A 21,776-nucleotide genomic window follows, 5' to 3' on the forward strand; every position below is an offset into this window, starting at 1 on the left:
GCACCCAGCACCCCTAGTCTGGACGCATGACCCGCCCGTCCCGCGTCCGCCGCACCGTGCTCGCCGTGCCCGGCAGCTCCGACCGCTTCATCGCCAAGGCGCGTGGGCTCCGGGTCGATGCCCTGTTCCTGGACCTGGAGGACGCCGTGGCCCCGGCGGCCAAGGAGGAGTCGCGCCGGCGCATCGTCGAGGCGCTGAACGAGCCGTCCGGCTTCGACGCACCCACGATCACCGTGCGGGTCAACGACTGGACGACGCCGTGGACGTTCCGGGACGTGGCCGAGGTCGTGGGGGGAGCGGGCGCGCGCATCGACTGCCTCGTCCTGCCGAAGGTGACCGCGGCGTCCCAGGTCGTGGCCCTGGACCTGCTGCTCACCCAGGTCGAGCACGAGGCCGGCCTACCGGTGGGTGCGATCGGGATCGAGGCGCAGGTCGAGGACGCCCAAGGCCTCCTCCACGTGGCCGAGATCGCCGGTGCCTCACCGAGGCTGGAGAGCCTCGTGTACGGCCCGGGCGACTTCATGGCGTCCCTCGGCATGCGCGGGCTCAACGTGGGGGCGCAGCTGGCGGGGTACCCCGCTGACGCGTTCCACCACGTGCTGATGTCGATCCTCGTGGCCGCTCGCGCGCACGGGCTGCAGGCGGTCGACGGTCCGTTCGTCGCCATCCGGGACCTGACCGGCTTCGAGGCCTCCGCGGCTCGAGCGGCTGCCCTCGGCTACGACGGCAAGTGGGTGCTCCACCCGGCCCAGGTCGAGGCGGGGAATGCCGCCTTCAGCCCGCGCGTTGAGGACTACGAGCGCGCGCACCGCATCGTGGACGCGTACGCGGCAGCCACGTCGGTCCAGGGCGGGGCGCGTGGCGCGATCGTGGTCGATGACGAGATGGTGGACGAGGCCGGGGTCAAGCTGGCCGCGTCGATCGTTGCCCGCGGGCACGCCGCCGGCATGGGCGCAGAAAGGGAACACCGATGACACAGCAGAGTCCGATCGCGGGCAACCAGGCGATCTTCCGCCTCGAGTACCCGCAGTCCCTGGGGGTGTTCGACAGCTACCCCGAGGCGCAGAAGGCGGTGGACCACCTCGCCGACAACAACTTCCCGGTGGGCAACATCGCGATCGTGGGCACCGACCTGCGGCTGGTCGAGCGGGTCACCGGACGCCGTACGTGGGGGACGGTGCTGGGCCAGGGTGTGATGAGCGGCCTGTCGACCGGCTTCATCGTGGCGATCTTCATGATCCTCCTGTTCCCGACCCAGAACTTCCTGGCGCAACTCCTGACCGCGCTGGTCATCGGTGTGGCGATCGGGCTGCTCTTCGCCGTGCTCGGCTACGTCGTCAGCCGTGGTCAGCGTGACTTCACGTCCGTGACCCAGACGGTGGCCACCAAGTACGAGATCCTGTGCGAGCACAAGGTCGTCGCCCAGGCCCGCGAACTGCTGACGCGGGCCCCCGGCGCGCGCTCGTCCCAGTTCAACCCGGGCGCGCGTCCCGGCCAGCCCGGCCAGCCCTGGCAGGGCGGACCGCAGGGGCAGTACCAGCAGCCGGGACAGCCCCAGCAGCCGGGACAGCCCCAGCAGCCGGGGCCGTGGCCCGGCTACGGGCAGCAGCAGCCCGGCCAGGCCCCGCAGCCGTGGACGCAGGGCGGTCCGACCAACCCGGGGTGGCCTCCCCCGCAGGCGCCGGAGGGGCCGACGCACCAAGGCTGGGCCCCGCCGACCCCGCCGTCCTCGGGCGAGCCGTCCGGCCAGCCCCGCCCGTACGATCCGTCGCGCCCCGCCGATCCGGACGACCCGTGGCGTCCCCCGTCGTCGGGTTCCTCGGCGGCCGGCCCCTCAGGGCACTGAGCGCACCAACACGAACGCGGTTCCCCGCCAAGGCGAGGAACCGCGTTCGCGGGTCAGGGGCGGATCAGGCGTCCAGCATGGTTCCCGCGAGGTACTCGGAGTAGGCCGGCAGGTCGAGCTGGCCCGAGCCGGAGACGCCGATGAGGATGACCGGCGCGGTGCCGTCCTCGGTCGCGCGCCTCGCCTGGGCGATGGCCCCGGCGATGGCGTGGTTCGACTCCGAGGCCGGGACGATGCCCTCGGCCTTCGCGAACATCACCCCGGCGGCGAAGGCGTCGCGCTGCTTGACGGCGGTCGCCCGCAGCAGGCCCTCGTGGTGGGCGTGGGAGACCAGCGGCGCCATGCCGTGGTAGCGCAGGCCGCCGGCGTGCACCGGGTCGGGGACGAAGTCACTGCCGAGCGTGTACATCTTCAGCAGCGGGGTCATGCCGCTGGCGTCGCCGAAGTCGTAGCGGTACTCGCCCTGGGTCAGGGACGGCGCCGCGGCCGGCTCGCACGCCACGATGTCGACCTCCGCGCGGCCCTCGAGGTTCTCACGGATGAACGGGAACGCGATGCCGGCGAGGTTCGACCCGCCGCCCGCGCAGGCGAACAGGAAGTCCGGCATCCGCTCGCCGAACTTGGCCAGTTGCTTGATGGCCTCCAACCCGATGACGCTCTGGTGGAGGGCGACGTGGTTCAGCACCGAGCCCAGCGAGTACGAGGCGTCCGGATCCTTCACGGCCTCCTCGATGGCCTCCGAGATCGCCATGCCGAGTGAGCCGGTCGTGTCCGGGAAGCGCTCACGCAGGGCACGTCCGGCCTCGGTCCTGTCGGACGGGCTGGGCGTCACCGAGGCGCCGAACGTCTCCATGAGGATGCGGCGGTACGGCTTGGTCTCGTAGGTGTTGCGCACCTGCCACACGTCGCACCGGAGGTCGAAGATCTGCGTCGCGAACGCGAGCGCGGCACCCCACTGGCCGGCCCCCGTCTCGGTGGTCAGGCGCTTCCGGCCGGCGATCTTGTTGTAGTAGGCCTGCGGCACGGCCGAGTTGGTCTTGTGCGACCCGACCGGGCTCTCTCCCTCGTACTTGTAGTAGATGCGCGCTGTGGTGCCCAGCGCGGCCTCGAGTCGGCGGGCACGGTGGAGGGGGCTGGGACGCCACAGGCGGTAGATCTCCTGGACCGCTTCCGGGATCTCGATCCACCGCTCGGTCGACAACTCCTGCTCGATGAGGCCAGCCGCGAAGAGGGCGTCCATGTCGGCGGGGGTCACGGGCTCCTTCGTGCCCGGGTGCAGGTGCGGGGGCGGGGGCGTGGGGAAGTCCGCGGCGATGTTGTACCAGTGCGTGGGGATGTCGTCCTCGTCGAGGAACACCTTCGTTGGTTCAGCCATGGGGGCAACTCTAGGGGCGCGACCACGGCCCTTCCGGCCGTCTCGCGCGAAGTCTCTACAGCCAGCCCCGCCTGCGGAAGAAGATCGCGATACCGATGACGGACGCCGCCATCACCCCGAGCACGACGAAGTACCCGTACTCGGAGTGCAGTTCGGGCATGTTGTCGAAGTTCATCCCGTAGATGGCACCGATCGTGGTCGGGACGGCGAACATCGCCACCGCGGCCGAGATGCGCCGCATGTCCTGGTTGTCCGACAGGGACACCCGGGTCAGGGCGGACTGGATGAGCGCCGTCAGCACCTCGTCCAGCGCGCCCGTCGACTCCCGCGCCGCCGTGAGGTGGTCGGACACCTCGCGGAAGTAGGCGCGGGCGTCCTCCGGGATGTTCGGCAGCGGAGCGCTCTGCAGCCGCTGCATCGGGGTCGCCAACGGCGTGAGGCAGCGCTTGAACTCGATCAGCTCGCGCTTGAGGCGATAGACGCCGTCCACGTCGGGCCGGACGCCCGGGGCGAAGACCACCTCCTCCACGGCGTCGACGTCCTGCTCGATCTCGGTGACCGTCTCGGTGAAGTCGTCCACGACGTGGTCGAGGATCGCGTACAGGACACGCCAGGGGCCGTCGGCCAGGTCCTCGGGTGTGAGTTCCAGCCCCCGCCGGATCTGGTTCATGAACGGACGCCCGCCCCTGCGTGCGGTGAGCACGAACCACGGGCCCACGTACACCATCACCTGACCGGTCGACACGATCTCCGAGGTTGCGGTCAGCGTCCGGTGGGGCACGTAGTCGACGGTGGAGATGACCATGAAAAGCGACTCGTCGAAAACCTCCAGCTTGGACCGCGTGTGCCCCTCGACGGCGTCCTCGGCGGCCAGTTCGTGCAGGCCGAACAGGTCGGTGAAGCTCTGCATGGTGGCGTCGTCGGGGTCCTTCAACCCCAACCAGACGAACCCGCGTCCCGCGCGGGCCCCGCGGGCGGCGACGGAGAGGTCCCTCTCCGCCTGGGCCACGCCGCCCACGTACCAGTACCAGCCCACGTGCGGACGGTCGGGGTTGTCGCGGGGGAGCTCCATGCGTCGCCGCATGGCCTCCCAGCCGGGGGCGGCGTCCGTCATCGGCCCAGGCGCTCGGCCATCCAGGCCTCGACGGCGTCCGCATCGCGGGGGAGCGCCTTCGACAGGATCACGGGTTCACCGTCGGTGATGACGATGTCGTCCTCGATCCGGACGCCGATGCCACGGAACTCCTCGGGCACCAACAGGTCCGTGGACTTGAAGTAGATGCCCGGCTCGACGGTGATGCACATGCCCGGGCGCAGGGTGCCCTCGCGGTAGAACTCCTTGCGGGCCTGGGCGCAGTCGTGGACGTCCAGGCCGAGGTGGTGCGAGGTGCCGTGCACCATCCAGCGGCGGTGCTGCCCGCCGTTGACCGGGTCGAGGGACTCCTCCACGGAGACCGGCAGGATGCCCCAGGCGTGCAGGTGCTCGGCGACCACCCGGATCGCCGCGTCGTGGACCTCGTGGAACGTCCGCCCGGCCCGTGCGGCGGCGATGCCGGCCTCCTGGGCCGCCAGGACCGCGTCATAGACCTTGCGCTGGGCGGGGGTGAAGCGGCCGTTGACGGGCAGCGTCCGGGTGACGTCGGCGGTGTAGAGGGACTCGACCTCGACGCCCATGTCGAGCAGGACGAGGTCGCCGTCGCGCAGGTCGCCGTCGTTGCGGATCCAGTGCAGGGTGTTGGCGTGGTCGCCGGCGGCGCAGATGCTGCCGTAGCCGATGTCGTTGCCGAGGTGGCGGGCGTGCAGGGCGAACACGCCCTCGCACCAGCGCTCGCCGCGCCCCTTCGCCACCGCGGTGGGGAAGTCCGCCGCGACGGCCTCGAAGCCGACCGTCGTGGCGTCGCACGCGGCCTGCAACTGCGCGATCTCGAAGTCGTCCTTGATGAGCCGCAGCTCCGACAGCATCACCTCGAGCTCCACGTCGGCGGACGGGTCGGCGTCGACCTGGTTGGTGCGGCGCAGTTCGTCGACCAGCTGGGTGAGGCGGTCGTCGACGTTGCGGACGATGCGGGCGGGGATCCGGTCGTGGTGGGTGCTGATCGCGGCGGGCAGGTCGGCCAGAGGTGCGCAGGGCAGGCCGGTGAGGGCCGCCATCTCCTCGAGCGACTCACGCTGGCCCACCCACATCTCGCCGTAGCGGGCGTCGGCGTAGAACTCGGGGTCGGTGCGCGGCGCCCGGGGCTTGAAGTACAGCGTGGCCGTGTGGCCGGCGTCCTCGACGTCGACGCCGGCGTCGGTGAAGACGGGCTCGAAGACCAGGACGGCGTCCGGCTCGCGGTCGGCGCCCAGGCCGGTCAGGTGGGCGAACGCCGAGTGGGGGCGGAAGGGGTGGTCGGTGTCGTTGCTGCGCACCTTGAGCGTCCCCGCCGGGACGATGATCCGCTCACCCGGGTAGGCGGCGCTGACCGCATCCCGACGCGGCTGGGTGTGCTCGGCGGCCGGGAGGCGTGCGGGCAACTCGGCAGGGTAGGGGGCCCAGTCCTGGGGGATGAACGCGACGAACGCGTCCGAGAAGGGCGTCTGCCGGTTGGGCAGCTTCGATTCCTTGTTGTTCATCCAGAACCCCCTGTGCGCGTGAGCGAGTCGAACCCACTCTACGCGGGGGCACGCTCAGCTGTTCCAGCGCAGGACGGCCCACGACTCCTTCTCGCGACCGAGGATCGACACGGACGCCACCTCGAGCGGGAAGGCCTGCCCGAAGATGAGGGGGAAGTCGAGCCAGCACAGCGCCAGCACCCGCGACGCGTGGCCGTGGCCGAAGCAGATGGCCTTTTCGACGCCCGACTCGCGGACCCGGTGGACGACGCGGGTCAGGCGTTCGCGGACCTCGTCGTGGGTCTCGCCACCGGGAACACCGTTGAACCACAGGCGCCAGCCCGGGTGGTGGTTGGCGCGGATCTGCTGGGACGTCAGGCCCTCGTACTCGCCGTAGTTCCACTCGGCGAGGTCGTCGTCGATGGTGATGTCGTCGAAGCCGGCCAGGGCCGCGGTCTTGCGGGCGCGGAGGCGCGGGCTGGACAGGACCAGGCCGAACTCGGACGGGACGAGCTTGCTGCGGAGCGCCCTGGCCTGGTCGACGCCGGTGTCGGTCAGGTCGAGGTCGGTGTAGCTGGTGTGCTGACCGGACTTGCTCCACTCCGTCTGCCCGTGGCGCACGAGGTACAGGATGGTCATGCGCCTCATCCTGTCACTCGTGCCCCGCAGTCGCTGCGGTATCGTGCGAATCACGCCACTCTCAGGAGGACCGGAATGAAGGCTGCCGCCGAGGCGCAGCGCAGGCTGCTCGACCTGCAGACCAGTGACACCGCCATCGCCCAGCTGGACCACCGCCGCAACACGCTGCCCGAGACGGCTCAGGCACGTGCACTCCAGGCTGACCGCGCCCGTGCCGCCGAGCGGGTCATCGCCGCCGAGACCGTGGTGTCCGACCTCGAGGCGGAGCAGGCCAAGGCTGAGTCCGACCTGGTCCCCGTCCGCGAGCGACTGGAACGCAACGAGAAGCGCGTCTCGGACGGATCGGTGGGTGACCCCAAGGCCCTGCAGGGGTTGCTCGAGGAGGTCGAGCACCTGAAGCGGCGCATCGGCGAACTGGAGGACATCCAGCTGGACGCCATGGAGCGGCTGGAGACTGCCCGCGAGGCCGCTGCCCTCGCCGTCGAGGCCAAGACCACGCTCGAGGAATCCCTCCGATCGGTGCTGAAGGAGCGCGAGGTCAAGCTCACCGCCATCGCCGCCGAGCGCACCCGGCACGAGGCCGAACGCAACGCGATCGCCGCCGCCGTGCCGGCCGACCTGTTGTCCCTCTACGCGCGCGTCGCGGAGAAGTCCGGCGGCGTCGGTGCCGCACTGCTGCGCCAGGGCCGCTGCGGTGGCTGCCAGCTGGAGGCCAACGCGTCCGACATGAACCACTACCGTGCAGCCGCCGAGGACGAGGTGCTCCGCTGCGAGGAGTGCAACCGCATCCTCATCCGCACCGCCGACTCGGGGCTCTGACTCCATGCCCGCCCTGCACCTGTCGGCTCGTGCCGGCGCCCCCGAGCCGATCCGCGCCGGGCTGCAGCGCCTGCGCCAGGAGCTCGCGGTGCCGGGGGGCTTCCCCGCCGAGGTCGAGGCCGAGGCCCGAGCTGCGGCGTCCGCGGTGCGGCTGCCGGAGCTGGACCGCACCGACCTGCCCCTGGTGACCATCGACCCGCCCGGGTCCACCGACCTCGACCAGGCGCTGTTCATCCAGCGCGACGGAACGGGTCACATCGTCTGGTACGCCATCGCCGACGTGGCCGCCTTCGTCGCGCCCGGTGGGGCCATCGACGCCGAGGCGCACGAGCGCGGCGTGACCCTCTACGCCCCCGACGGCCGGACGCCCCTGCACCCGACGATCCTGTCGGAGGGGGCGGCGTCCCTGCTGCCCGACCAGGTGCGGCCGGCCCTGTTGTGGGAACACCGGTTGGACGCCGACGGCGAGGCCGTGTCCACGACCGTGCGGCGTGCCCGGGTGCGGAGCCGCGAGCAGCTCACCTACGAGGGTGTCCAGGCGGCGCTCGACGGCGGGACCGCGTCCGAGAGCCTGCAGTTGCTCCGCGAGGTCGGCCGCAAGCGCGAGGCACTGGAGATCGCCCGCGGGGGTGTCAGCCTCCAGATCCCCGAGCAGGAGGTGCACGTCACCGCATCGGGCTCCTGGGAGCTGGAGTTCCGCCGGACGCTGCCCGTCGAGGGGTGGAACGCCCAGGTCTCACTGCTCACGGGCATGCAGGCCGCGAAGCTCATGCTGGATGCCCGGGTCGGCATCCTGCGCACGCTGCCGCCGGCCCAGCAGTCCGGCATCGACAAGCTGCGCCGGGTGGCGAAGGGACTCCACATCTCCTGGCCGGGGTCCATGGGCTACCCGGAGTTCGTCCGGTCGCTCGACCCCACCCAACCCAGGCACCTCGCGATGCTCAACGCGTGCACCGCGCTGTTCCGTGGCGCCGACTACGCCGCGTTCGACGGAGAGGTGCCCGAGCAGGCGCTGCACGGTGCCATGAACACCGCGTACGCCCACGCCACGGCCCCGCTGCGCCGGCTCGTCGACCGCTATGTCGGCGAGGCCTGCGTGGCGTTGTGCGCCGGCGAGGACGTGCCGGCGTGGGTCCGCGGCCACCTGCAGGCCCTGCCCCAGGCCATGGGACGGGCGACGCAGAAGGCGAACAAGTACGAGCGCGGGATCCTCAACCTCGTCGAGGCCCTCGTGCTGGCCGATCGGGTGGGGGAGACCTTCATCGGGACGGTCGTGGAGTGGAACGAGAAGTACGACGACGGCGAGATCCAACTCGAGGACCCCGCCGTGGCGGCCCCCCTCGAGGGCGGGCGTCCGGCCCTGGGTGACGAGGTCTCAGCCACGCTCGTCCAAGCTGACGTCCACAGCGGCGAGGTCGAGTTCCGGCTCGCGTGAGCGGTACGCTTGTCACTTGGACGAGTCGGCCGGGTGATCGCTGCGGGGAACCGCAGAGGAAAGTCCGGACTCCTCAGAGCAGGGTGGTGGGTAACGCCCACCCGGGGTGACCCGCGGGACAGTGCCACAGAGAACAGACCGCCCCGCAAGGGGTAAGGGTGAAACGGCGAGGTAAGAGCTCACCGCGTCCCTGGTGACAGGGACGGCACGGCAAACCCCACCCGGAGCAAGACCAAGAAGGGCTTCGGCCCGCGGAGGCTGTTTGAGCGTTGCTCGCGCGAGGCCTCCGGGTAGGTTGCACGGCACGGTCGGAAGGTCGTGTCGGAGGCGGTTGGCGACAACCGTCACAGATGGATGATCACCCGTTCCTCGGAACGACAGAATCCGGCTTACAGGCCGGCTCGTCCCCATCCAGCCCGGTCGCGACGGGGGCCATGCCGCCCGCGCGGTGAGTCAGAAGCCCGCGAGCTGCCGCAGCAGGGCCGAGGCGTCCTCATCGGTGCGGACCGCGGAGTTGTTCAGCGCCACGATCTCGCACACACCCCGGCCGGCCGACAGCAGCCAGGCGCCGTCGGACGCGACGAGTTCCGCGGGGGTGACGAGCCGCTCGGTCAGGCCGAGCCCGTGCTCGCGCAGGCCCGCCGCGACCACCGCGATCGTCACCGAGTCGAGGATGCCCGTACCCGCCACCGGCGTGGTCACGAACTCCTCCCCGAAGCGCACGACCAGCCCCGAGCGGGGGCCCTCCAGGCAGTAGCCGTCGGACGAGGTGAACAGCACGTCGTCGACCCCGCGCCGCTTGGCCTCCCGGGCCACGGCCACGTTCACGGCGTACGAGAGCGACCTCACCCCGCCCAGCAGCCACGGGGCGTCGTCGAAGGCGTCGGCGGCACGCCCGGTGGTCAGGGTGATGACGCGCAGGGGAGGGCAGGGAATGGAGTCCGACGCGGTGAGCGTCAGGAAGGACGCCCCGGCCGCGGTCGGTTCATGCTCCTGGCCACGGGTCGCGATCAGCTTGAGGATCGCCTCGCCGGGGACGTCCCAAGCAGCCACCGCCTGGTCGATCAGGGCCCGCCAGGCCTCCAGGTCTGGCTCGGGCATGCCCATCTTCCGGTGTGAACGGGCGAAGCGGGCCAGGTGCGGCTCCAGCAGTTCGACGCGGACGCCCGCGGCGTCCGACACCACGCGGGCTGCGTCGAACACGCCGTCGCCCCGGTTGATGCCGAGGTCGTCCGCGAGCACGACAGCCGTGGACGCCTCGACGACGCCGACACCCAGGACCGCGACCACGTGGCGCATCAGACGGCGTCCGGGGCCAGGGTCAGGATCTCGGCACCGTCCTCGGTCACGACGACCGTGTGCTCCCACTGGGCGACGCGGGAGCGGTCGTTGGTCACGACGGTCCACTTGTCGTCCCACACGTGGGAGCTGGGGTCGCCGAGGGCCAGCATCGGCTCGACGGTGAAGGTCATGCCGGGTTCCATCACGTCGCGGTACACGTCGTTGTCGTAGTGCAGGATGACCAGCCCCGAGTGGAAGGCGGTGTGGACGCCGTGGCCCGTGTACTCGCGCACCACGCCGTAGTTGAACCGCTTGGCGTACATCTCGATCACGCGGCCGATCACGTTGGTCTCACGCCCGGGCTTGATCGCGCGGATGCCCCGCATCATGGCCTCGTGCGTTCGTTCCATGAGGAGGCGGGACTCCTCGTCCAGCTCGCCCACGCCGAAGGTGCCGCAGTTGTCGCCGTGGACGCCGTTCTTGAAGGCCGTCACGTCGATCTTGATGAGGTCCCCCTCCTCGAGCGGCCGGGCGTCCGGGATGCCGTGGCAGATGACCTCGTTGACCGACGTGCAGCAGGCCTTCGGAAAGTCGCGGTAGCCCAGCGTGCTGGGATAGGCGCCGTGGTCGAGCATGTACTCGTGCGCGACGGCGTCCAGCTCGTCGGTGGTGACGCCCGGAGCGATCGCGGCGGCGGCGGCGTACATCGCACCCGAGGCGATGCGCGAGCTCTCGCGCATCAGCTCGATGGTCTCGGCGGACTGCACGTGCGAGCCGGTGTAGCGCTCGGGGGAGGGCCGATCCACGTAGTGGGGACGCGGGATCGACGCCGGCACGGGGCGGCGCGCTGAGATCGGGTAAGGCTTGATGGGAGTCACGGGCCGATCATAGTGTGGGTGCATCTGAGGGCCGCGGATCGGGCCCAGTGAGGAGGCGGGCGATGACGCACGACACCGAGTGGTACTACAACCTGGTCACGGGTCAGGTCGAGCAGTACGAGGGTGGCAGGGCGGAGGACCGCCTCGGCCCGTACCGCTCCCGTGAGGAGGCGCAGCAGGCCCTGGAGCATGCCCAGCTCCGCAACGAGCAGTGGGAGAACGACCCGCGCTACCGCGACGAGGACGCCGACGACGAGGGCGAGAGCGAGGACGACTGGGGCACCTCGGCGTTCGACACCTTCAAGCCTTGAGAGGTGTAACCCGCGTGTAACACCGCGTCGACCAAGATGGGTGCATGGACAAGCAGACCGATTTCGTCCTGCGCGCGATGGAGGAGCGGGATGTCCGGTTCGTCCGGCTCTGGTTCACCGATGTGCTCGGGTTCCTGAAGTCCGTGGCGATCGCCCCGGCCGAGCTCGAGGGCGCGCTGCGTGAGGGCATCGGCTTCGACGGGTCGGCCATCCAGGGCTTCGCCCGCGTCTACGAGTCGGACATGGTGGCCCGCCCGGACCCGTCCACGTTCCAGATGCTGCCGTGGCGCGGTGCCGCGGGCGGAACGGCCCGCCTGTTCTGCGACATCGGCCTGCCGGACGGCTCGCCCAGCTTCGCCGATCCCCGCGGCGTCCTGAAGCGCGCCATGAAGAAGGCGGCCGACATGGGGTTCACCTTCTACGTGCACCCCGAGATCGAGTTCTACCTGTTCAAGCGGCCGATCGTGCCCGGGGTCGAGCCCACGCCCGTGGACACGTCCGGCTACTTCGACCACACGACCGACACCGCGGGATCCGACTTCCGCCGCACGGCGATCTCGATGCTGGAGCAGATGGGCATCTCCGTCGAGTTCAGCCACCATGAGGGCGGCCCCGGCCAGCAGGAGATCGACCTCCGGTACGCCGACGCCCTGACGATGGCCGACAACATCATGACCTTCCGGGTGGTGGTGAAGGAGGTCGCCGTCATGCAGGACCTGTTCGCCTCCTTCATGCCCAAGCCGCTGTCCGGACACCCCGGCTCGGGCATGCACAGCCACGTGTCGCTCTTCGAGGGCGACACCAACGCGTTCTATGACGCCTCGGGTGAGTACAACCTGTCGCGGACGGGCCGCCAGTTCGTGGCCGGGCTACTGCACCACGCGGCGGAGATCAGCGCGGTGCTGAATCCGTGGGTGAACTCCTACAAGCGCCTCGCGTCCGGGGGAGAGGCACCCGCCTACATCACCTGGGGCCAGAACAACCGCTCCGCGATGGTCCGCATCCCCATGTTCAAGCCGACGAAGGCGAGTTCGGCGCGCATCGAGATCCGCTCCCTGGACAGTTCGGTGAACCCCTACCTCGCCTACGCCCTCATCCTCAGCGCGGGGCTGTCCGGCATCGAGAACGGCATGGAGTTGCCCGATCCCGCCGAGGACGACGTGTGGTCGTTGACCGACAGGCAACGGGAGGCGCTCGGCATCAAGCCGCTCCCGACCAGCTTGGAGGCCGCCGTCCGCGCGATGGAGACCAGCCAACTCGTCGCCGAGACGCTCGGGGAGCACGTGTTCGACTTCGTCCTGCGCAACAAGCGGGCCGAGTGGGCCGAGTACAGCAGGCAGGTCACGCCGTTGGAGCTCAGCAAGCAACTGCTCGCCCTGTGAACCCCCTGTCCACCGGCCTTTGGGACGGGACGGGCTCGCCCCGGCCGGTGTGTCAGGGTGGTCCTCATCGTGAACACGCTCTTCGCTCCGTACCAGCCTGATGCGCACGGCATCCCGCTGCCCAACGTCGGCATCCGGGAGGCGTGTCGTGCCGACATCGCCCTGACCGCGGCCCTGGCGGCGCAGCGCGAGGGCGGGCTCCTGGGCAGCTGGGCGGCGATCCACGCACGGCTGTTCGACGACGACAACCGGACGCTCCTGATCGCCGAGCACGAGGACCAGGTCATCGCCTACGCGTGGCTGGCCCACCTGACGCCCACCGCCGACGGCGGCCGCAACGCACCGGACGGCTGGTACCTCAGCGGCGTCGTGGTGAAGCCCGAGTTCCGTCGCCGCGGCATCGGACGCCTCCTCACCCAGGCCCGCGTGGACTGGGTGCTGGAGCGCGCATCGTCCGTCTTCTACGTCGTCAGTGCCTCCAACCTGGCGTCGCGCACGCTGCACGCCGAGCTGGGGTTCCGGGAGGTCACGACGGACTTCTCCCTCCCGGGAGTGGTGTTCGCCAACGCCGACGGCATCCTGTGCCGGCTGGACGCCCGTCCGGACGCCCAGGTCATCGACCTGGCGAGCCGTCGGCGCTGACCTTTCCCGTCGTACCGACGGGGTCATCGCCCCAGGGTCGGGATCACCAGCCCCAGCTGGTGCGAGAGGTCGGCATGGATCCCGCTCGCGGAGACCCGATGGTCCGAGACGGCCTCGCCCCAGGCCAGGCGACCCGAGGCGAGCGCGAGCCACGTCACGGCGTCCGTCTCGACGACGTTCGGAGGGGTCCCCCGCGTGTGCGCCGAGGACTGTCCCGGCACTCCGACCTGCACCGCGGCGAACGGCGGGACGCGCACCTCGACGAGCTTGCCGGGCGTCAGGTGGGCCAGCCAGGCGAGGCTGGCACGCACAGCCGCGGCGATGTCAGGGCGAGGTACGTCCTCACCGGCCGACACCCTGCCGGCCGTGCGGCGGGCGGCGGCCAACACCGCGGCGTCGGGGAGGCGGCTCATCGTGCCGGTGTGGGTGTGGGAGCCGGCTCCCGCGGTTGCTGGTACTGCTCGATGCCGCCGGGGACCGGCAGTCGCCTGTCCGCGAGCACGACGATCTGCCCCTCGCTGAGGCCACTGACGATCTCGACCTTGCCGCCGCCGGTGCGCCCCGTGACGACCGTGACGGTCCGTGCGGTCTGGTCGCGCACCGCGTCCACCACCTCCAGCGTCGCGGTGGTGTCGGTGATCTTCGTGAGTGCGGACGCCGGCACGGTCAGGACGTCACTCGCCTGCGCCAGCGTGAGGGTGACCTCCGCCCATGACCCCGGGCGCAGCGTCTGGCCGGGATCCTCGGAGATCACCTCGGTGCCGTACGTCGGGTCGCCCGACCCGGTCGGCAGCACGCTCACGCCGGTGACCTGGCCGTCCAGCGTGGCCGGGGCCGCCAACTGCCCGACGCGGCCGCGGACGCCGGGGGACACCAGTGCTCGGTCCGACAGCGGCACCTGGACGGTGACGCGTGCCGCACCCTCACCCACCACCACGGCCGAACGCCCGCGGGATCCTTCGCCCACAGCGAAGTCGATCCTGCCGATGACACCAGAGACGGGACTGGTCAGGGTGGCGGACGCGAGGTCGGCCTGGGCCCCATCGAGCTGCTGGCGCGCCTGCAGCAGTCGCGCCCGGTCGTTGGCGATCGTGGCGTCGGTGACGGTCCCGCCGAAGGAGGCCGCCATCTGTGCGGCCAGCTGGGCCTGCGCCTCCCGCATGGCCTGTTCCGCGGCCGCCCGCGCCGCGGATTCTGCCTGCGCCTGCGCGGATGCCATGGCCTGCTGCAACTCGGCCTGGGCCTGGGCCAGGGCGGCCTGGGCCTGCTGGGTCTGGATCGCGAAGCCCTGGACGGCCTCGCCGATCGCCTGCCCGGCCTCACCCTCGGCCTGCGCGAGTCCGACCATGGCGTCCGAGCACGACTGGACCTGGCCGGCCATCCCGATGAGCCGTTCGACCTGTTCGCGCAGCTGGCGTGACATCTCCGGCAGCGTCCCCGACGGCGTCGGCGTTGCGGTCGGAGTCGGCTCGGCGGACGCCGAGGGCGTCGGGCTGGGCGTCGGGGTCGCGGACGGCTCCGGGGTCGGCTCGGCTGTCGGGGTGGGCGTGACGGCCGGTGCCACGGTGGGGTGTGCCGTGGGGTGTGCTGTCGGGAGGAAGGAGGGGAGCGCTGTGGGGTGTGCGGTCGGGAGGACCGTGGGGTGTGCGGTCGGGAGGACCGTGGGGTGTGCCGTGGGGAGCGTGGTCGGGAGGGCCGTCGGGAGGGCCGTGGGCAGCGACTCCTGCAGCTCCCGGACCCGCTGGAGTGCCTGGAACACGGGGGTGCACTGCTGTTGCTGGACCACCACGGCCGCCTGCAGGCCGGACAGTGCGGTGTTCATGCGGGTCAGGTAGGTCGGGGTCGACCCACCGGCCAGGCCGCCGATAGCGCCTGAGGGAGGTGTCCCGGTCGAGCCGCCGGACGGCGTGCCCCCACCCGCGCCAGAGGTGGGCAGCCCGCCACCGGGCAGGCCCGCACCGGTCGTTCCCGTCGCGGGCAGTCCGGCGGCCGGGGTGCCGGCCCCCGCGTCCTGGGCGGCGAGGTCGGCGTCCAACTGGGCCTCGGCCTGGGCGACCTGTGCCTGGGCCTGCAGGACGGCCAACCGCAGGGGAGCGGGGTCGATGGTCACGAGTTGCTGACCGGCGGTGACCCGGTCGCCGAGGCGGACGTGCACCGAGGTCACGAGGCCGTCGCTGCGGTAGCTCACCTCGGCCTGGCCGTCGCGCTCGACGGGACCGACGAGCGAGAGGGTCTGGGTGATCGTGCCGCGGGTCGCCGGTGCCGTCACGTACGCGGCATCGGCGGGGCGCGGCCAGGCGGCCCAGGCGACGAGGCCGATGACGAGCGCGGCGACCACCGCTCCCAGGAGGTAACCCGTGCGCTTCATCATTCGCTCCTCAGGGCGTCGATCGGGGGCAGGTTCGCCGCGCGAGCAGCCGGGTAGGTACCGGCGATCAGTCCGATCCCCAGCGACACCGCCAGCGCGAGCAGCGTCGCAGGGAGGGAGACGGTGACCTGCAGGTCCAGCACCGGGGTCAGGATGGCCGCACCGAGCACGCCCAGCGCCACCCCCAGCGCCCCGCCGAGCAGGCCGAGGATGCCGGCCTCCACCAGGAACTGCCTCCGGATCAGCTTCGGCGTCGCGCCCAGGGCCTTGCGCAGGCCGATCTCACGGACGCGTTCGGTCACCGACACCAGCATGATGTTCATGACGCCGATGCCGCCGACCACGAGCGAGATGCCGGCGAGTCCGGCCAGCAGCGTGGTGAGGACCGCGGTCATCGAGTCCATGGCGCTGAGCAGGGCCTGGAAGGTGAGGATGGAGAAGTCCTTGTCGGCGGCCGTCGTGGCGTGGTTGACCGTCAGGGCCCGGGTGATCTGCTGGTGCGCCGACGAGATGGACGCGTCGTCGCGCGCCGTCACGTAGATGGCCTGGAGGGTCCGGGCGGAGGACGGCGGGACGAGGCGCTGGGCGACCGTCGTGATCGGCAGGATGACGGTGTCGTCGTCATTGGTCATCGAACTCGAGCCGACCGGCTCCAGCACCCCGACGACCAGGAAGGTCTGCCCGCTGATCACGACCTCCTGGCCGACGGCGGCGGTGCCGGCGAAGAGGTTCCCTGCCGTGGTGGGCCCCAGGACGGCCACCTGCGCGGCCGAGGCCTGCTCCACCTCGGTGAAGAAGCGTCCGTCCACCAACTTGCGCGCCCGGACCTCCTGCCAGTCGACCGTGGTCCCGCTGGCCTGAGTCGTCCTGCTCTCGGTGCCGCGCTGGAGGCTGACGCGCGTTCCCATGACGGGCGCGACGCCGGCCACGTCGGGGGCGACCGTGGGGTCGGCGATGGTGGCCGCGTCGTCGAGGGTCAGGCTCATCACGCCGCTCGTGGGTTGCGACCTCGTGGTCGACCCGGGCATGACGATCAGGAGGTTGCTGCCGAGCTTGTTGATCTCGGCCGTGATCTGGTGTCGTGCGCCCTCGCCGAGGCCGACCGTCAACATCACCGCCGCGATGCCGATCAGGATGCCGAGCATGGTCAGCAGCGACCGCATGCGCCGACCGAGCAGCGCCTCGACCGCGGTCCGGAGGGTGTCCGCCCAGCTCATGACGTCACCCCCGCCGCCTCCGACAGCAGGCCGTCGGTGATGCGGACGACGCGGCGTGCCTCCCTGGCGACGTCGGCCTCGTGGGTGATGAGGACGATGGTGCGTCCCGCGTCGTGCAGTTCGTGGAACAGGGTCAGCACGTCGCGGGTGGACACCGAGTCGAGGTTGCCGGTCGGTTCGTCCGCCAGGATCAGCGCAGGATCGGTGACCAGGGCGCGCGCCACGGACACCCGCTGCTGCTGGCCGCCCGACAGCTCGCCGGGGCGGTGGTCGACGCGGTCGGCCAGGCCGACTCGGCCGAGGGCGTCCAGCGCGCGCTCGCGGCGCTCGACGCGCCCGACCCCGGCGTACACCAGGGGGAGTTCGACGTTGCGGAGGGCGGTCATGGAGGCCAGCAGGTTGAACTGCTGGAACACGAACCCGATGCGGCGGTTGCGGACTTCGGCGAGTTCGGCCTCGGTCATGCGACTGACGTCGACGCCGTCCAGCTCGTAGACGCCCTGCGTGGGCACGTCCAGACAGCCCAGGATGTGCATGAGCGTGGACTTGCCCGACCCCGAGGGGCCCATGATGGCGACGAAGTCGCCGTGGTCGACGGTCAGGTCGACGCCCCGGAGGGCCTCGACCTGGACCGCGCCCGTGTCATACGTCTTGCGGACCCCGGACATCCGCAGCAGGGCGCTCATGGCGACGGAGTGGGATCCGGGGACACGAACGATCCGCCCGGGCCGAACCGGGGGCGCGCTGGCGGGGTGACCACCACACTGCGCCGCGCGACCACCTCGTCGCCCTCGGACAGCCCGGCGGTCACCTCGATGCGTTCTCCGAAGCGCCGCCCCGTGGTCACCTCGACCACCTCGACGCCCGACGTGACCGGACGCCGGACCGTGGGCTTGCCGTTGGTGATCCAGATCGCCTCGGCGGGAATCGTGAGGACCTGGTCGACCGTCCCGGTCGTGACCACGGCGTCCGCGTTGGCGCCCGAGAAGAGCGTGGCCGACGTCTCGGTGACCTTGAGCGTCACGGGGAACATGGCCGCCTGCCCGGACGCCGCGCTGGCCACGATGCCCACGGTGTCGACGATCGCGGCGACGTGTTGGGAGGTGCCGGTGGGGGTGACGATGGCCGGCTGGCCCGCCTGCAGGGAGGGGAGGTCCGCGGTGCCGACCTCGGCCTCGAGCTTCCAGGAATCGGGGACGACCACGACGATGTTGGCGCCGGACGCCGCGCTCGAACCGGTCTGGGTCGTGCCGCCGGCGAGCCCCGACAGGCCGGACAACCCCGAGCCCCCCGACAGCCCGGACAGGGACCCCGTGGCCGGCAGGGTGCCCGACCCGGTGACCTGGTCCCCGACCTCGATGTTGATCGCGGCGACCACACCGGCGAGCGGGGAGTCCAGCGTGGCGTCTGCCAGGCGGTCCCGCGCCTGGGCGACCCCCGCGTCCGCCGATTCGACCTGCGCGCGCGCAGCCGCGACCTGGGCCGAGGTGGCCTGGGTGGCGCTGCGCACCGTCTGGAGCTGGGCCCGTGCTGCGGTCGCCTGGGCCTCGGCGAGCGCGAGCGCGTTGCGGAGGTCACGCTCCTCGACGGTGGCCAGCGTCTGGCCGACGGCGACACGGTCGCCGACCTTCACGTCGATCGTCCGCACCGTCCCGGGAACCGCGAACGACACGTTCGCCTGCTGCTGCGGGGCGAGCACCCCCGCGAGTGAGACCGTCGTGGTCTCGTCGGTGCGCGTCGCGCGCACGACCTCGGTACTGGCCTGGGGCGCCGGCCGGAACGCGTTCCACAGGACCAGGGCGGCGACGACGGCGATCGCGAGCAGGGCGACGGCCGCGACGAGCACGACACGGCGGCGCGACCAGGGCCTGCGTGCACGCGGCTGGTTCATCGAAGCACTCCTGTTGTGGTGGGACGTCGCCAGCGTATCTTGCGACGCCAACAAGCCGGTCCCGTGGGCGCCCCGGGACCGCTAGCATCGACGAGCATGGACCGCATGTCGACCGCTGCCGGCCGACTGGCCGGACGCGGGTTCGGGGATCCGCGCCACGCGGTGGGTGTCATCGAGTCCTGGCTCGAGGCCTTCCAGGACGAGGCGACGATCAGCCTCCTGGTGGACGAGATCCTCGCCAGCGCCGATCCGGACCTGGCCATGACCGGCTTCGCACGGCTCGCGCACGCGCCCGACGTGTTCCGCTCCGTCACGGCTGATCCGGCTCGCGTCAGGCGCGTCGCCCGCGTCCTGGGGGCGTCCGTCGCGCTCAACCACCACGTGGGCGTCCACCCGGACGCGTTGCACGTCCTCCACGACGAACCCCAGCCGCGGGACGCGGCGGCGCTGCGCGCCGACCTGCTCGTGGCCGTGGGAGCGCCACCCGACGCTGCGGCCCCCGTCGCCCTGCCGGGCACGTCGGACGCGTTGCGCCTGGCGTACCGGACCGCCGTGCTCCGCATCGCGGCCCGTGACCTCACGGCGCCCGACCCCTTCGCCCTGGTCCCCGACATCGGGCGCGAGCTCGCCGACCTCGCCGACGCCGTCATCGAGGCCGCCCTCGCCCTGGCCCGAGCCGAGGTGGCGGGTCACCAGGACGTCCGGCTCGCGGTGCTGGCCATGGGCAAGTGTGGGGCGCGGGAGCTCAACTACGTCTCCGACGTGGACGTCCTCTACGTGGCCGAACCCGCGCGGGATGCCGCGGGGCAGCCCCGGTGCTCGCCCACCGAGGCCATCGCGATCGCGACGAAGCTGGCGGCGAGCATCGCGCGCACCTGTTCGGCGCACACCGCGGCCGGCACGATCTGGTCGGTCGACGCCAACCTGCGCCCGGAGGGCAAGGCCGGTCAGCTCGTCCGCTCGCTGGCGTCCATGGGCACCTACTACGACAAGTGGGCGAAGAACTGGGAGTTCCAGGCCCTGCTCAAGGCGCGTCCGATGGCCGGGGATCGTGCGTTGGGGCTGGAGTTCGTCGACGTCGTGGCACCCAAGGTCTGGTCGGTGGCCGACGACGACAAGTTCGTCGGCGAGACGCGCGCCATGCGCAAGCGGGTCATCGCGCTCATCCCGGGCCGGGACGCCGACCACGAGATCAAGCTCGGTGCCGGCGGACTGCGGGACACCGAGTTCAGCGTCCAGTTGCTCCAACTCGTGCACGGGCGCTCCGACGACCGCCTGCGGCTGCGCGGCACGTTCGAGGCACTGGACGCCCTCGTCGCGGCCGGGTACGTGGGTCGTGAGGACGGCCGGGGACTCGACGAGGCCTACCGGTTGCAGCGCGTGCTGGAGCACCGGATCCAGCTGTACCAACTTCGACGCACGCACCTGATGCCGACGGACGAGATCAGCCTGCGCCGGCTGGCCCGCAGCGTGGGCCTCCCCGACGCCGACGCCCTGACCAACGCGTGGCGGGCGTCCACCCGGCGCGTCCAGCGCCTGCACCAGCGCATCTTCTACTCCCCGCTGCTGGAGGCGGTGGCGCGGATCCCGTCCGAGGCCGTCCGGCTCACCTCGGAGGCCGCTGAGACCCGCCTGCGGGCCCTCGGCTTCAACGACACCAAGGCGGCGCTCCGCCACATCGAGGCGCTCTCGACCGGCATGTCGCGGAAGGCCGAGATCCAGCGGCAGCTCCTGCCGGCCATGCTCGGCTGGTTCGCGGACGGCCCCAACCCCGACAACGGGTTGCTCGCCTTCCGGCAGGTGTCCGAAGCGCTCGGTTCGTCGTCCTGGTACCTCCGCGCGCTGCGGGACGAGGGCGCCATGGCGGAGAACCTCGCCCGCGTACTCTCGGCCAGCCGGTTCGCCGTCGACCTCCTGGTGCGCGCGCCCCAGACCACCCAATTGCTCGCCGAGGGCGACGGGCTGGTCCGCGCCAGGGAGGACATGCTCCGCGAGATGGCCGTGAGTGCCGGCCGCTACGACGAGCCGCGGGCCGCCATCGAGGCGATCCGGGCGGTCCGCCGCAAGGAACTGTTGCGCATCGCCATGGCCGACCTGCTCGGTCGCATGGACGTCGTGGCCGTCGGCGACGGGCTGTCCGACGTGATGTCGGCCAGCATCGATGCCGCCCTCGACGTGGCCCGCCGGGACGTCCCGGGAGCACCGGAGCTCGCGATCATCGCCCTCGGACGGTGGGGTGGCCGTGAACTCTCGTACTCGTCGGACGCCGACGGGATGGTCGTGGTCGCCGACGGGGACGCCGAGGCCGTCGGCCTCGCCACGAAGGTCGTGACACGCCTGCGGGAGCTGATGCGGCAGCCCGGCGTGGACGCCTTCGAGCTCGACCTCGACCTGCGGCCCGAGGGCAAGAACGGGCCCCTGGTGCGCACGCTCGGCTCGTACGCCGCCTACTACGAGAAGTGGTCCAGCACGTGGGAGGCCCAGGCCCTCGTCCGAGCGGGCCACGGCGCGGGAGACGCCGCGCTGGCGTCCGCGCTGTTGGCGCTCCTGGCCCCGTTCCGGTACCCCGAGGGGGGCCTCTCCCCGCGACAGGTCAACGAGATCCGCAGGCTCAAGGCCCGCATGGAGAACGAGCGACTACCCCGGGGGCTCGACCCGCGCCGTCACGTGAAGCTGGGGCCCGGCGGCCTGGCGGACGTGGAGTGGACCGTCCAGCTCCTGCAACTCCAGCACGGCCACGAGGACACCGCGCTCCGGACGCCCCGCACGTTGGCCGCGCTGCAGGCCGAGGTGGACGGGGGCCTCCTCTCCCGCGCCGACGCCCAAGCCCTCCGCGAGGCCTGGATGATGGCCACCCGCATCCGCAACGCCACCATGCTGTTGCGGGCGCGCGCCTCGGACGCGATCCCCACCGATGCCCGCGAACGCGGGGCGGTGGCCGAACTGCTCGGCTACGACAAGGGGGAGGCGTCCCTCTTCATCGACGACTGGTCCCGGCGCGCACGGTTGGCCCGCGAGGTGATGGACCGGGTGTTCTGGGGGTTGCACTGACGTGCCGTTGCCATGACAAGGGGACTTGCGCCCGACGGCACTCATGTGG

18 protein-coding genes, 1 other RNA gene and 1 pseudogene are annotated in these 21,776 nt (G+C 71.5%); 9 read left to right on the forward strand and 11 right to left on the reverse strand.

The features are described from left to right. The first annotated feature begins 26 nt into the window (after positions 1-26). On the forward strand, positions 27-974 hold the full coding sequence (locus AC5YDV_RS07185; RefSeq protein ID WP_496182531.1) for an HpcH/HpaI aldolase/citrate lyase family protein: 948 nt from the start codon (positions 27-29) through the stop codon (positions 972-974). Then, positions 971-1,474: pseudogene (locus AC5YDV_RS07190) on the forward strand (YflT domain-containing protein); the annotation flags it as partial. The gene AC5YDV_RS07185 and the pseudogene AC5YDV_RS07190, both read left to right, overlap by 4 nt. Positions 1,475-1,910: 436 nt before the next feature. Here AC5YDV_RS07190 and AC5YDV_RS07195 read toward each other — a convergent pair. From AC5YDV_RS07195 to AC5YDV_RS07210, 4 genes are read right to left on the reverse strand one after another with little or no spacing between them, the layout of a single operon-like run. After that, a complete protein-coding gene (locus AC5YDV_RS07195) occupies positions 1,911-3,221 on the reverse strand; it encodes a TrpB-like pyridoxal phosphate-dependent enzyme (protein ID WP_496182532.1) in 1,311 nt (436 codons plus the stop codon). A 55-nt stretch (positions 3,222-3,276) separates the two neighbouring features. Next, positions 3,277-4,335 carry a magnesium and cobalt transport protein CorA gene (locus AC5YDV_RS07200; RefSeq protein WP_496182533.1) on the reverse strand — a complete coding sequence of 353 codons (1,059 nt, stop codon included), beginning with the start codon at positions 4,333-4,335 and terminating at the stop codon, positions 3,277-3,279. Then, positions 4,332-5,834 (reverse strand): aminopeptidase P family protein, encoded by a 1,503-nt coding sequence (locus tag AC5YDV_RS07205; protein ID WP_496182534.1) that lies wholly within the window; start codon positions 5,832-5,834, stop codon positions 4,332-4,334. The genes AC5YDV_RS07200 and AC5YDV_RS07205 overlap by 4 nt, the downstream gene beginning before the upstream one ends. Before the next feature lie 54 nt (positions 5,835-5,888). Beyond that, entirely contained in the window at positions 5,889-6,452 is a 564-nt protein-coding gene (locus AC5YDV_RS07210) for a histidine phosphatase family protein (protein WP_496182535.1), read from the reverse strand. A 75-nt stretch (positions 6,453-6,527) separates the two neighbouring features. On the opposite strand from AC5YDV_RS07210, the gene AC5YDV_RS07215 reads away from it, so the two are divergent. From AC5YDV_RS07215 to rnpB, 3 genes are all read left to right on the forward strand, one after another. Next, a complete protein-coding gene (locus tag AC5YDV_RS07215) occupies positions 6,528-7,271 on the forward strand; it encodes a zinc ribbon domain-containing protein (protein ID WP_496182536.1) in 744 nt (247 codons plus the stop codon). A 4-nt stretch (positions 7,272-7,275) separates the two neighbouring features. Continuing rightward, complete coding sequence (locus AC5YDV_RS07220) at positions 7,276-8,706, forward strand: RNB domain-containing ribonuclease (RefSeq protein ID WP_496182537.1); 1,431 nt, start codon at positions 7,276-7,278, stop codon at positions 8,704-8,706. A gap of 21 nt (positions 8,707-8,727) precedes the next feature. Beyond that, an RNA gene (gene rnpB, locus AC5YDV_RS07225) (RNase P RNA component class A) lies at positions 8,728-9,114 on the forward strand. Positions 9,115-9,159: 45 nt separating this feature from the next. Here rnpB and AC5YDV_RS07230 read toward each other — a convergent pair. Further along, positions 9,160-10,005: an aminodeoxychorismate lyase gene (locus AC5YDV_RS07230; RefSeq protein WP_496182538.1), complete on the reverse strand. Its 846-nt coding sequence runs from the start codon at positions 10,003-10,005 to the stop codon at positions 9,160-9,162. Continuing rightward, the gene (map, locus tag AC5YDV_RS07235; protein ID WP_496182539.1) at positions 10,005-10,865 is read right to left on the reverse strand and encodes a type I methionyl aminopeptidase; all 861 of its coding nucleotides are present in this window, start codon (positions 10,863-10,865) and stop codon (positions 10,005-10,007) included. Before map ends, AC5YDV_RS07230 begins: the two co-directional genes overlap by 1 nt. A 62-nt stretch (positions 10,866-10,927) precedes the next feature. Here map and AC5YDV_RS07240 point away from each other — a divergent pair, with 62 nt between their 5' ends. The 3 genes from AC5YDV_RS07240 to AC5YDV_RS07250 all read left to right on the forward strand — a co-directional run bounded on the left by AC5YDV_RS07240 (position 10,928) and on the right by AC5YDV_RS07250 (position 13,200). Beyond that, positions 10,928-11,176, forward strand: coding sequence for a hypothetical protein (locus AC5YDV_RS07240; protein WP_496182540.1), 249 nt, complete (start codon positions 10,928-10,930; stop codon positions 11,174-11,176). 44 nt (positions 11,177-11,220) lie between these two features. Further along, the gene (locus AC5YDV_RS07245; RefSeq protein ID WP_496182541.1) at positions 11,221-12,558 is read left to right on the forward strand and encodes a glutamine synthetase family protein; all 1,338 of its coding nucleotides are present in this window, start codon (positions 11,221-11,223) and stop codon (positions 12,556-12,558) included. 69 nt (positions 12,559-12,627) lie between these two features. Then, positions 12,628-13,200, forward strand: a complete 573-nt coding sequence (locus AC5YDV_RS07250) for a GNAT family N-acetyltransferase (protein ID WP_496182542.1) — start codon at positions 12,628-12,630, stop codon at positions 13,198-13,200. A 23-nt stretch (positions 13,201-13,223) separates the two neighbouring features. Here the strand turns inward: AC5YDV_RS07250 and AC5YDV_RS07255 are convergent, their stop codons facing one another. From AC5YDV_RS07255 to AC5YDV_RS07275, 5 genes are read right to left on the reverse strand one after another with little or no spacing between them, the layout of a single operon-like run. Further along, positions 13,224-13,613 (reverse strand): sterol carrier family protein, encoded by a 390-nt coding sequence (locus tag AC5YDV_RS07255; protein WP_496182543.1) that lies wholly within the window; start codon positions 13,611-13,613, stop codon positions 13,224-13,226. Next, positions 13,610-15,568 (reverse strand): hypothetical protein, encoded by a 1,959-nt coding sequence (locus AC5YDV_RS07260; RefSeq protein ID WP_496182544.1) that lies wholly within the window; start codon positions 15,566-15,568, stop codon positions 13,610-13,612. Before AC5YDV_RS07260 ends, AC5YDV_RS07255 begins: the two co-directional genes overlap by 4 nt. After that, entirely contained in the window at positions 15,568-16,785 is a 1,218-nt protein-coding gene (locus tag AC5YDV_RS07265; protein WP_496182545.1) for an ABC transporter permease, read from the reverse strand. Before AC5YDV_RS07265 ends, AC5YDV_RS07260 begins: the two co-directional genes overlap by 1 nt. Next, positions 16,782-17,471 carry an ABC transporter ATP-binding protein gene (locus tag AC5YDV_RS07270; protein WP_496182546.1) on the reverse strand — a complete coding sequence of 230 codons (690 nt, stop codon included), beginning with the start codon at positions 17,469-17,471 and terminating at the stop codon, positions 16,782-16,784. The genes AC5YDV_RS07265 and AC5YDV_RS07270 overlap by 4 nt, the downstream gene beginning before the upstream one ends. After that, positions 17,468-18,676: an efflux RND transporter periplasmic adaptor subunit gene (locus AC5YDV_RS07275; RefSeq protein ID WP_496182547.1), complete on the reverse strand. Its 1,209-nt coding sequence runs from the start codon at positions 18,674-18,676 to the stop codon at positions 17,468-17,470. Before AC5YDV_RS07275 ends, AC5YDV_RS07270 begins: the two co-directional genes overlap by 4 nt. A gap of 96 nt (positions 18,677-18,772) precedes the next feature. Between AC5YDV_RS07275 and AC5YDV_RS07280 the strand changes: the two genes are divergently transcribed. After that, on the forward strand, positions 18,773-21,727 hold the full coding sequence (locus AC5YDV_RS07280) for a bifunctional [glutamine synthetase] adenylyltransferase/[glutamine synthetase]-adenylyl-L-tyrosine phosphorylase (RefSeq protein ID WP_496182548.1): 2,955 nt from the start codon (positions 18,773-18,775) through the stop codon (positions 21,725-21,727). Positions 21,728-21,776 lie beyond the last annotated feature (49 nt).

The organism is Propioniciclava sp. LT432, from assembly GCF_059515965.1.

Bases quoted from the DNA above. Each gene is read 5' to 3' on its own strand.
- AC5YDV_RS07185 (WP_496182531.1), top strand. From the start codon at position 27: ATGACCCGCCCGTCCCGCGTCCGCCGCACCGTGCTCGCCGTGCCCGGC.
- AC5YDV_RS07195 (WP_496182532.1), bottom strand. From the start codon at position 3,221: ATGGCTGAACCAACGAAGGTGTTCCTCGACGAGGACGACATCCCCACG.
- AC5YDV_RS07200 (WP_496182533.1), bottom strand. From the start codon at position 4,335: ATGACGGACGCCGCCCCCGGCTGGGAGGCCATGCGGCGACGCATGGAG.
- AC5YDV_RS07205 (WP_496182534.1), bottom strand. From the start codon at position 5,834: ATGAACAACAAGGAATCGAAGCTGCCCAACCGGCAGACGCCCTTCTCG.
- AC5YDV_RS07210 (WP_496182535.1), bottom strand. From the start codon at position 6,452: ATGACCATCCTGTACCTCGTGCGCCACGGGCAGACGGAGTGGAGCAAG.
- AC5YDV_RS07215 (WP_496182536.1), top strand. From the start codon at position 6,528: ATGAAGGCTGCCGCCGAGGCGCAGCGCAGGCTGCTCGACCTGCAGACC.
- AC5YDV_RS07220 (WP_496182537.1), top strand. From the start codon at position 7,276: ATGCCCGCCCTGCACCTGTCGGCTCGTGCCGGCGCCCCCGAGCCGATC.
- AC5YDV_RS07230 (WP_496182538.1), bottom strand. From the start codon at position 10,005: ATGCGCCACGTGGTCGCGGTCCTGGGTGTCGGCGTCGTCGAGGCGTCC.
- AC5YDV_RS07240 (WP_496182540.1), top strand. From the start codon at position 10,928: ATGACGCACGACACCGAGTGGTACTACAACCTGGTCACGGGTCAGGTC.
- AC5YDV_RS07245 (WP_496182541.1), top strand. From the start codon at position 11,221: ATGGACAAGCAGACCGATTTCGTCCTGCGCGCGATGGAGGAGCGGGAT.
- AC5YDV_RS07255 (WP_496182543.1), bottom strand. From the start codon at position 13,613: ATGAGCCGCCTCCCCGACGCCGCGGTGTTGGCCGCCGCCCGCCGCACG.
- AC5YDV_RS07260 (WP_496182544.1), bottom strand. From the start codon at position 15,568: ATGAAGCGCACGGGTTACCTCCTGGGAGCGGTGGTCGCCGCGCTCGTC.
- AC5YDV_RS07265 (WP_496182545.1), bottom strand. From the start codon at position 16,785: ATGAGCTGGGCGGACACCCTCCGGACCGCGGTCGAGGCGCTGCTCGGT.
- AC5YDV_RS07270 (WP_496182546.1), bottom strand. From the start codon at position 17,471: ATGAGCGCCCTGCTGCGGATGTCCGGGGTCCGCAAGACGTATGACACG.
- AC5YDV_RS07275 (WP_496182547.1), bottom strand. From the start codon at position 18,676: ATGAACCAGCCGCGTGCACGCAGGCCCTGGTCGCGCCGCCGTGTCGTG.
- AC5YDV_RS07280 (WP_496182548.1), top strand. From the start codon at position 18,773: ATGGACCGCATGTCGACCGCTGCCGGCCGACTGGCCGGACGCGGGTTC.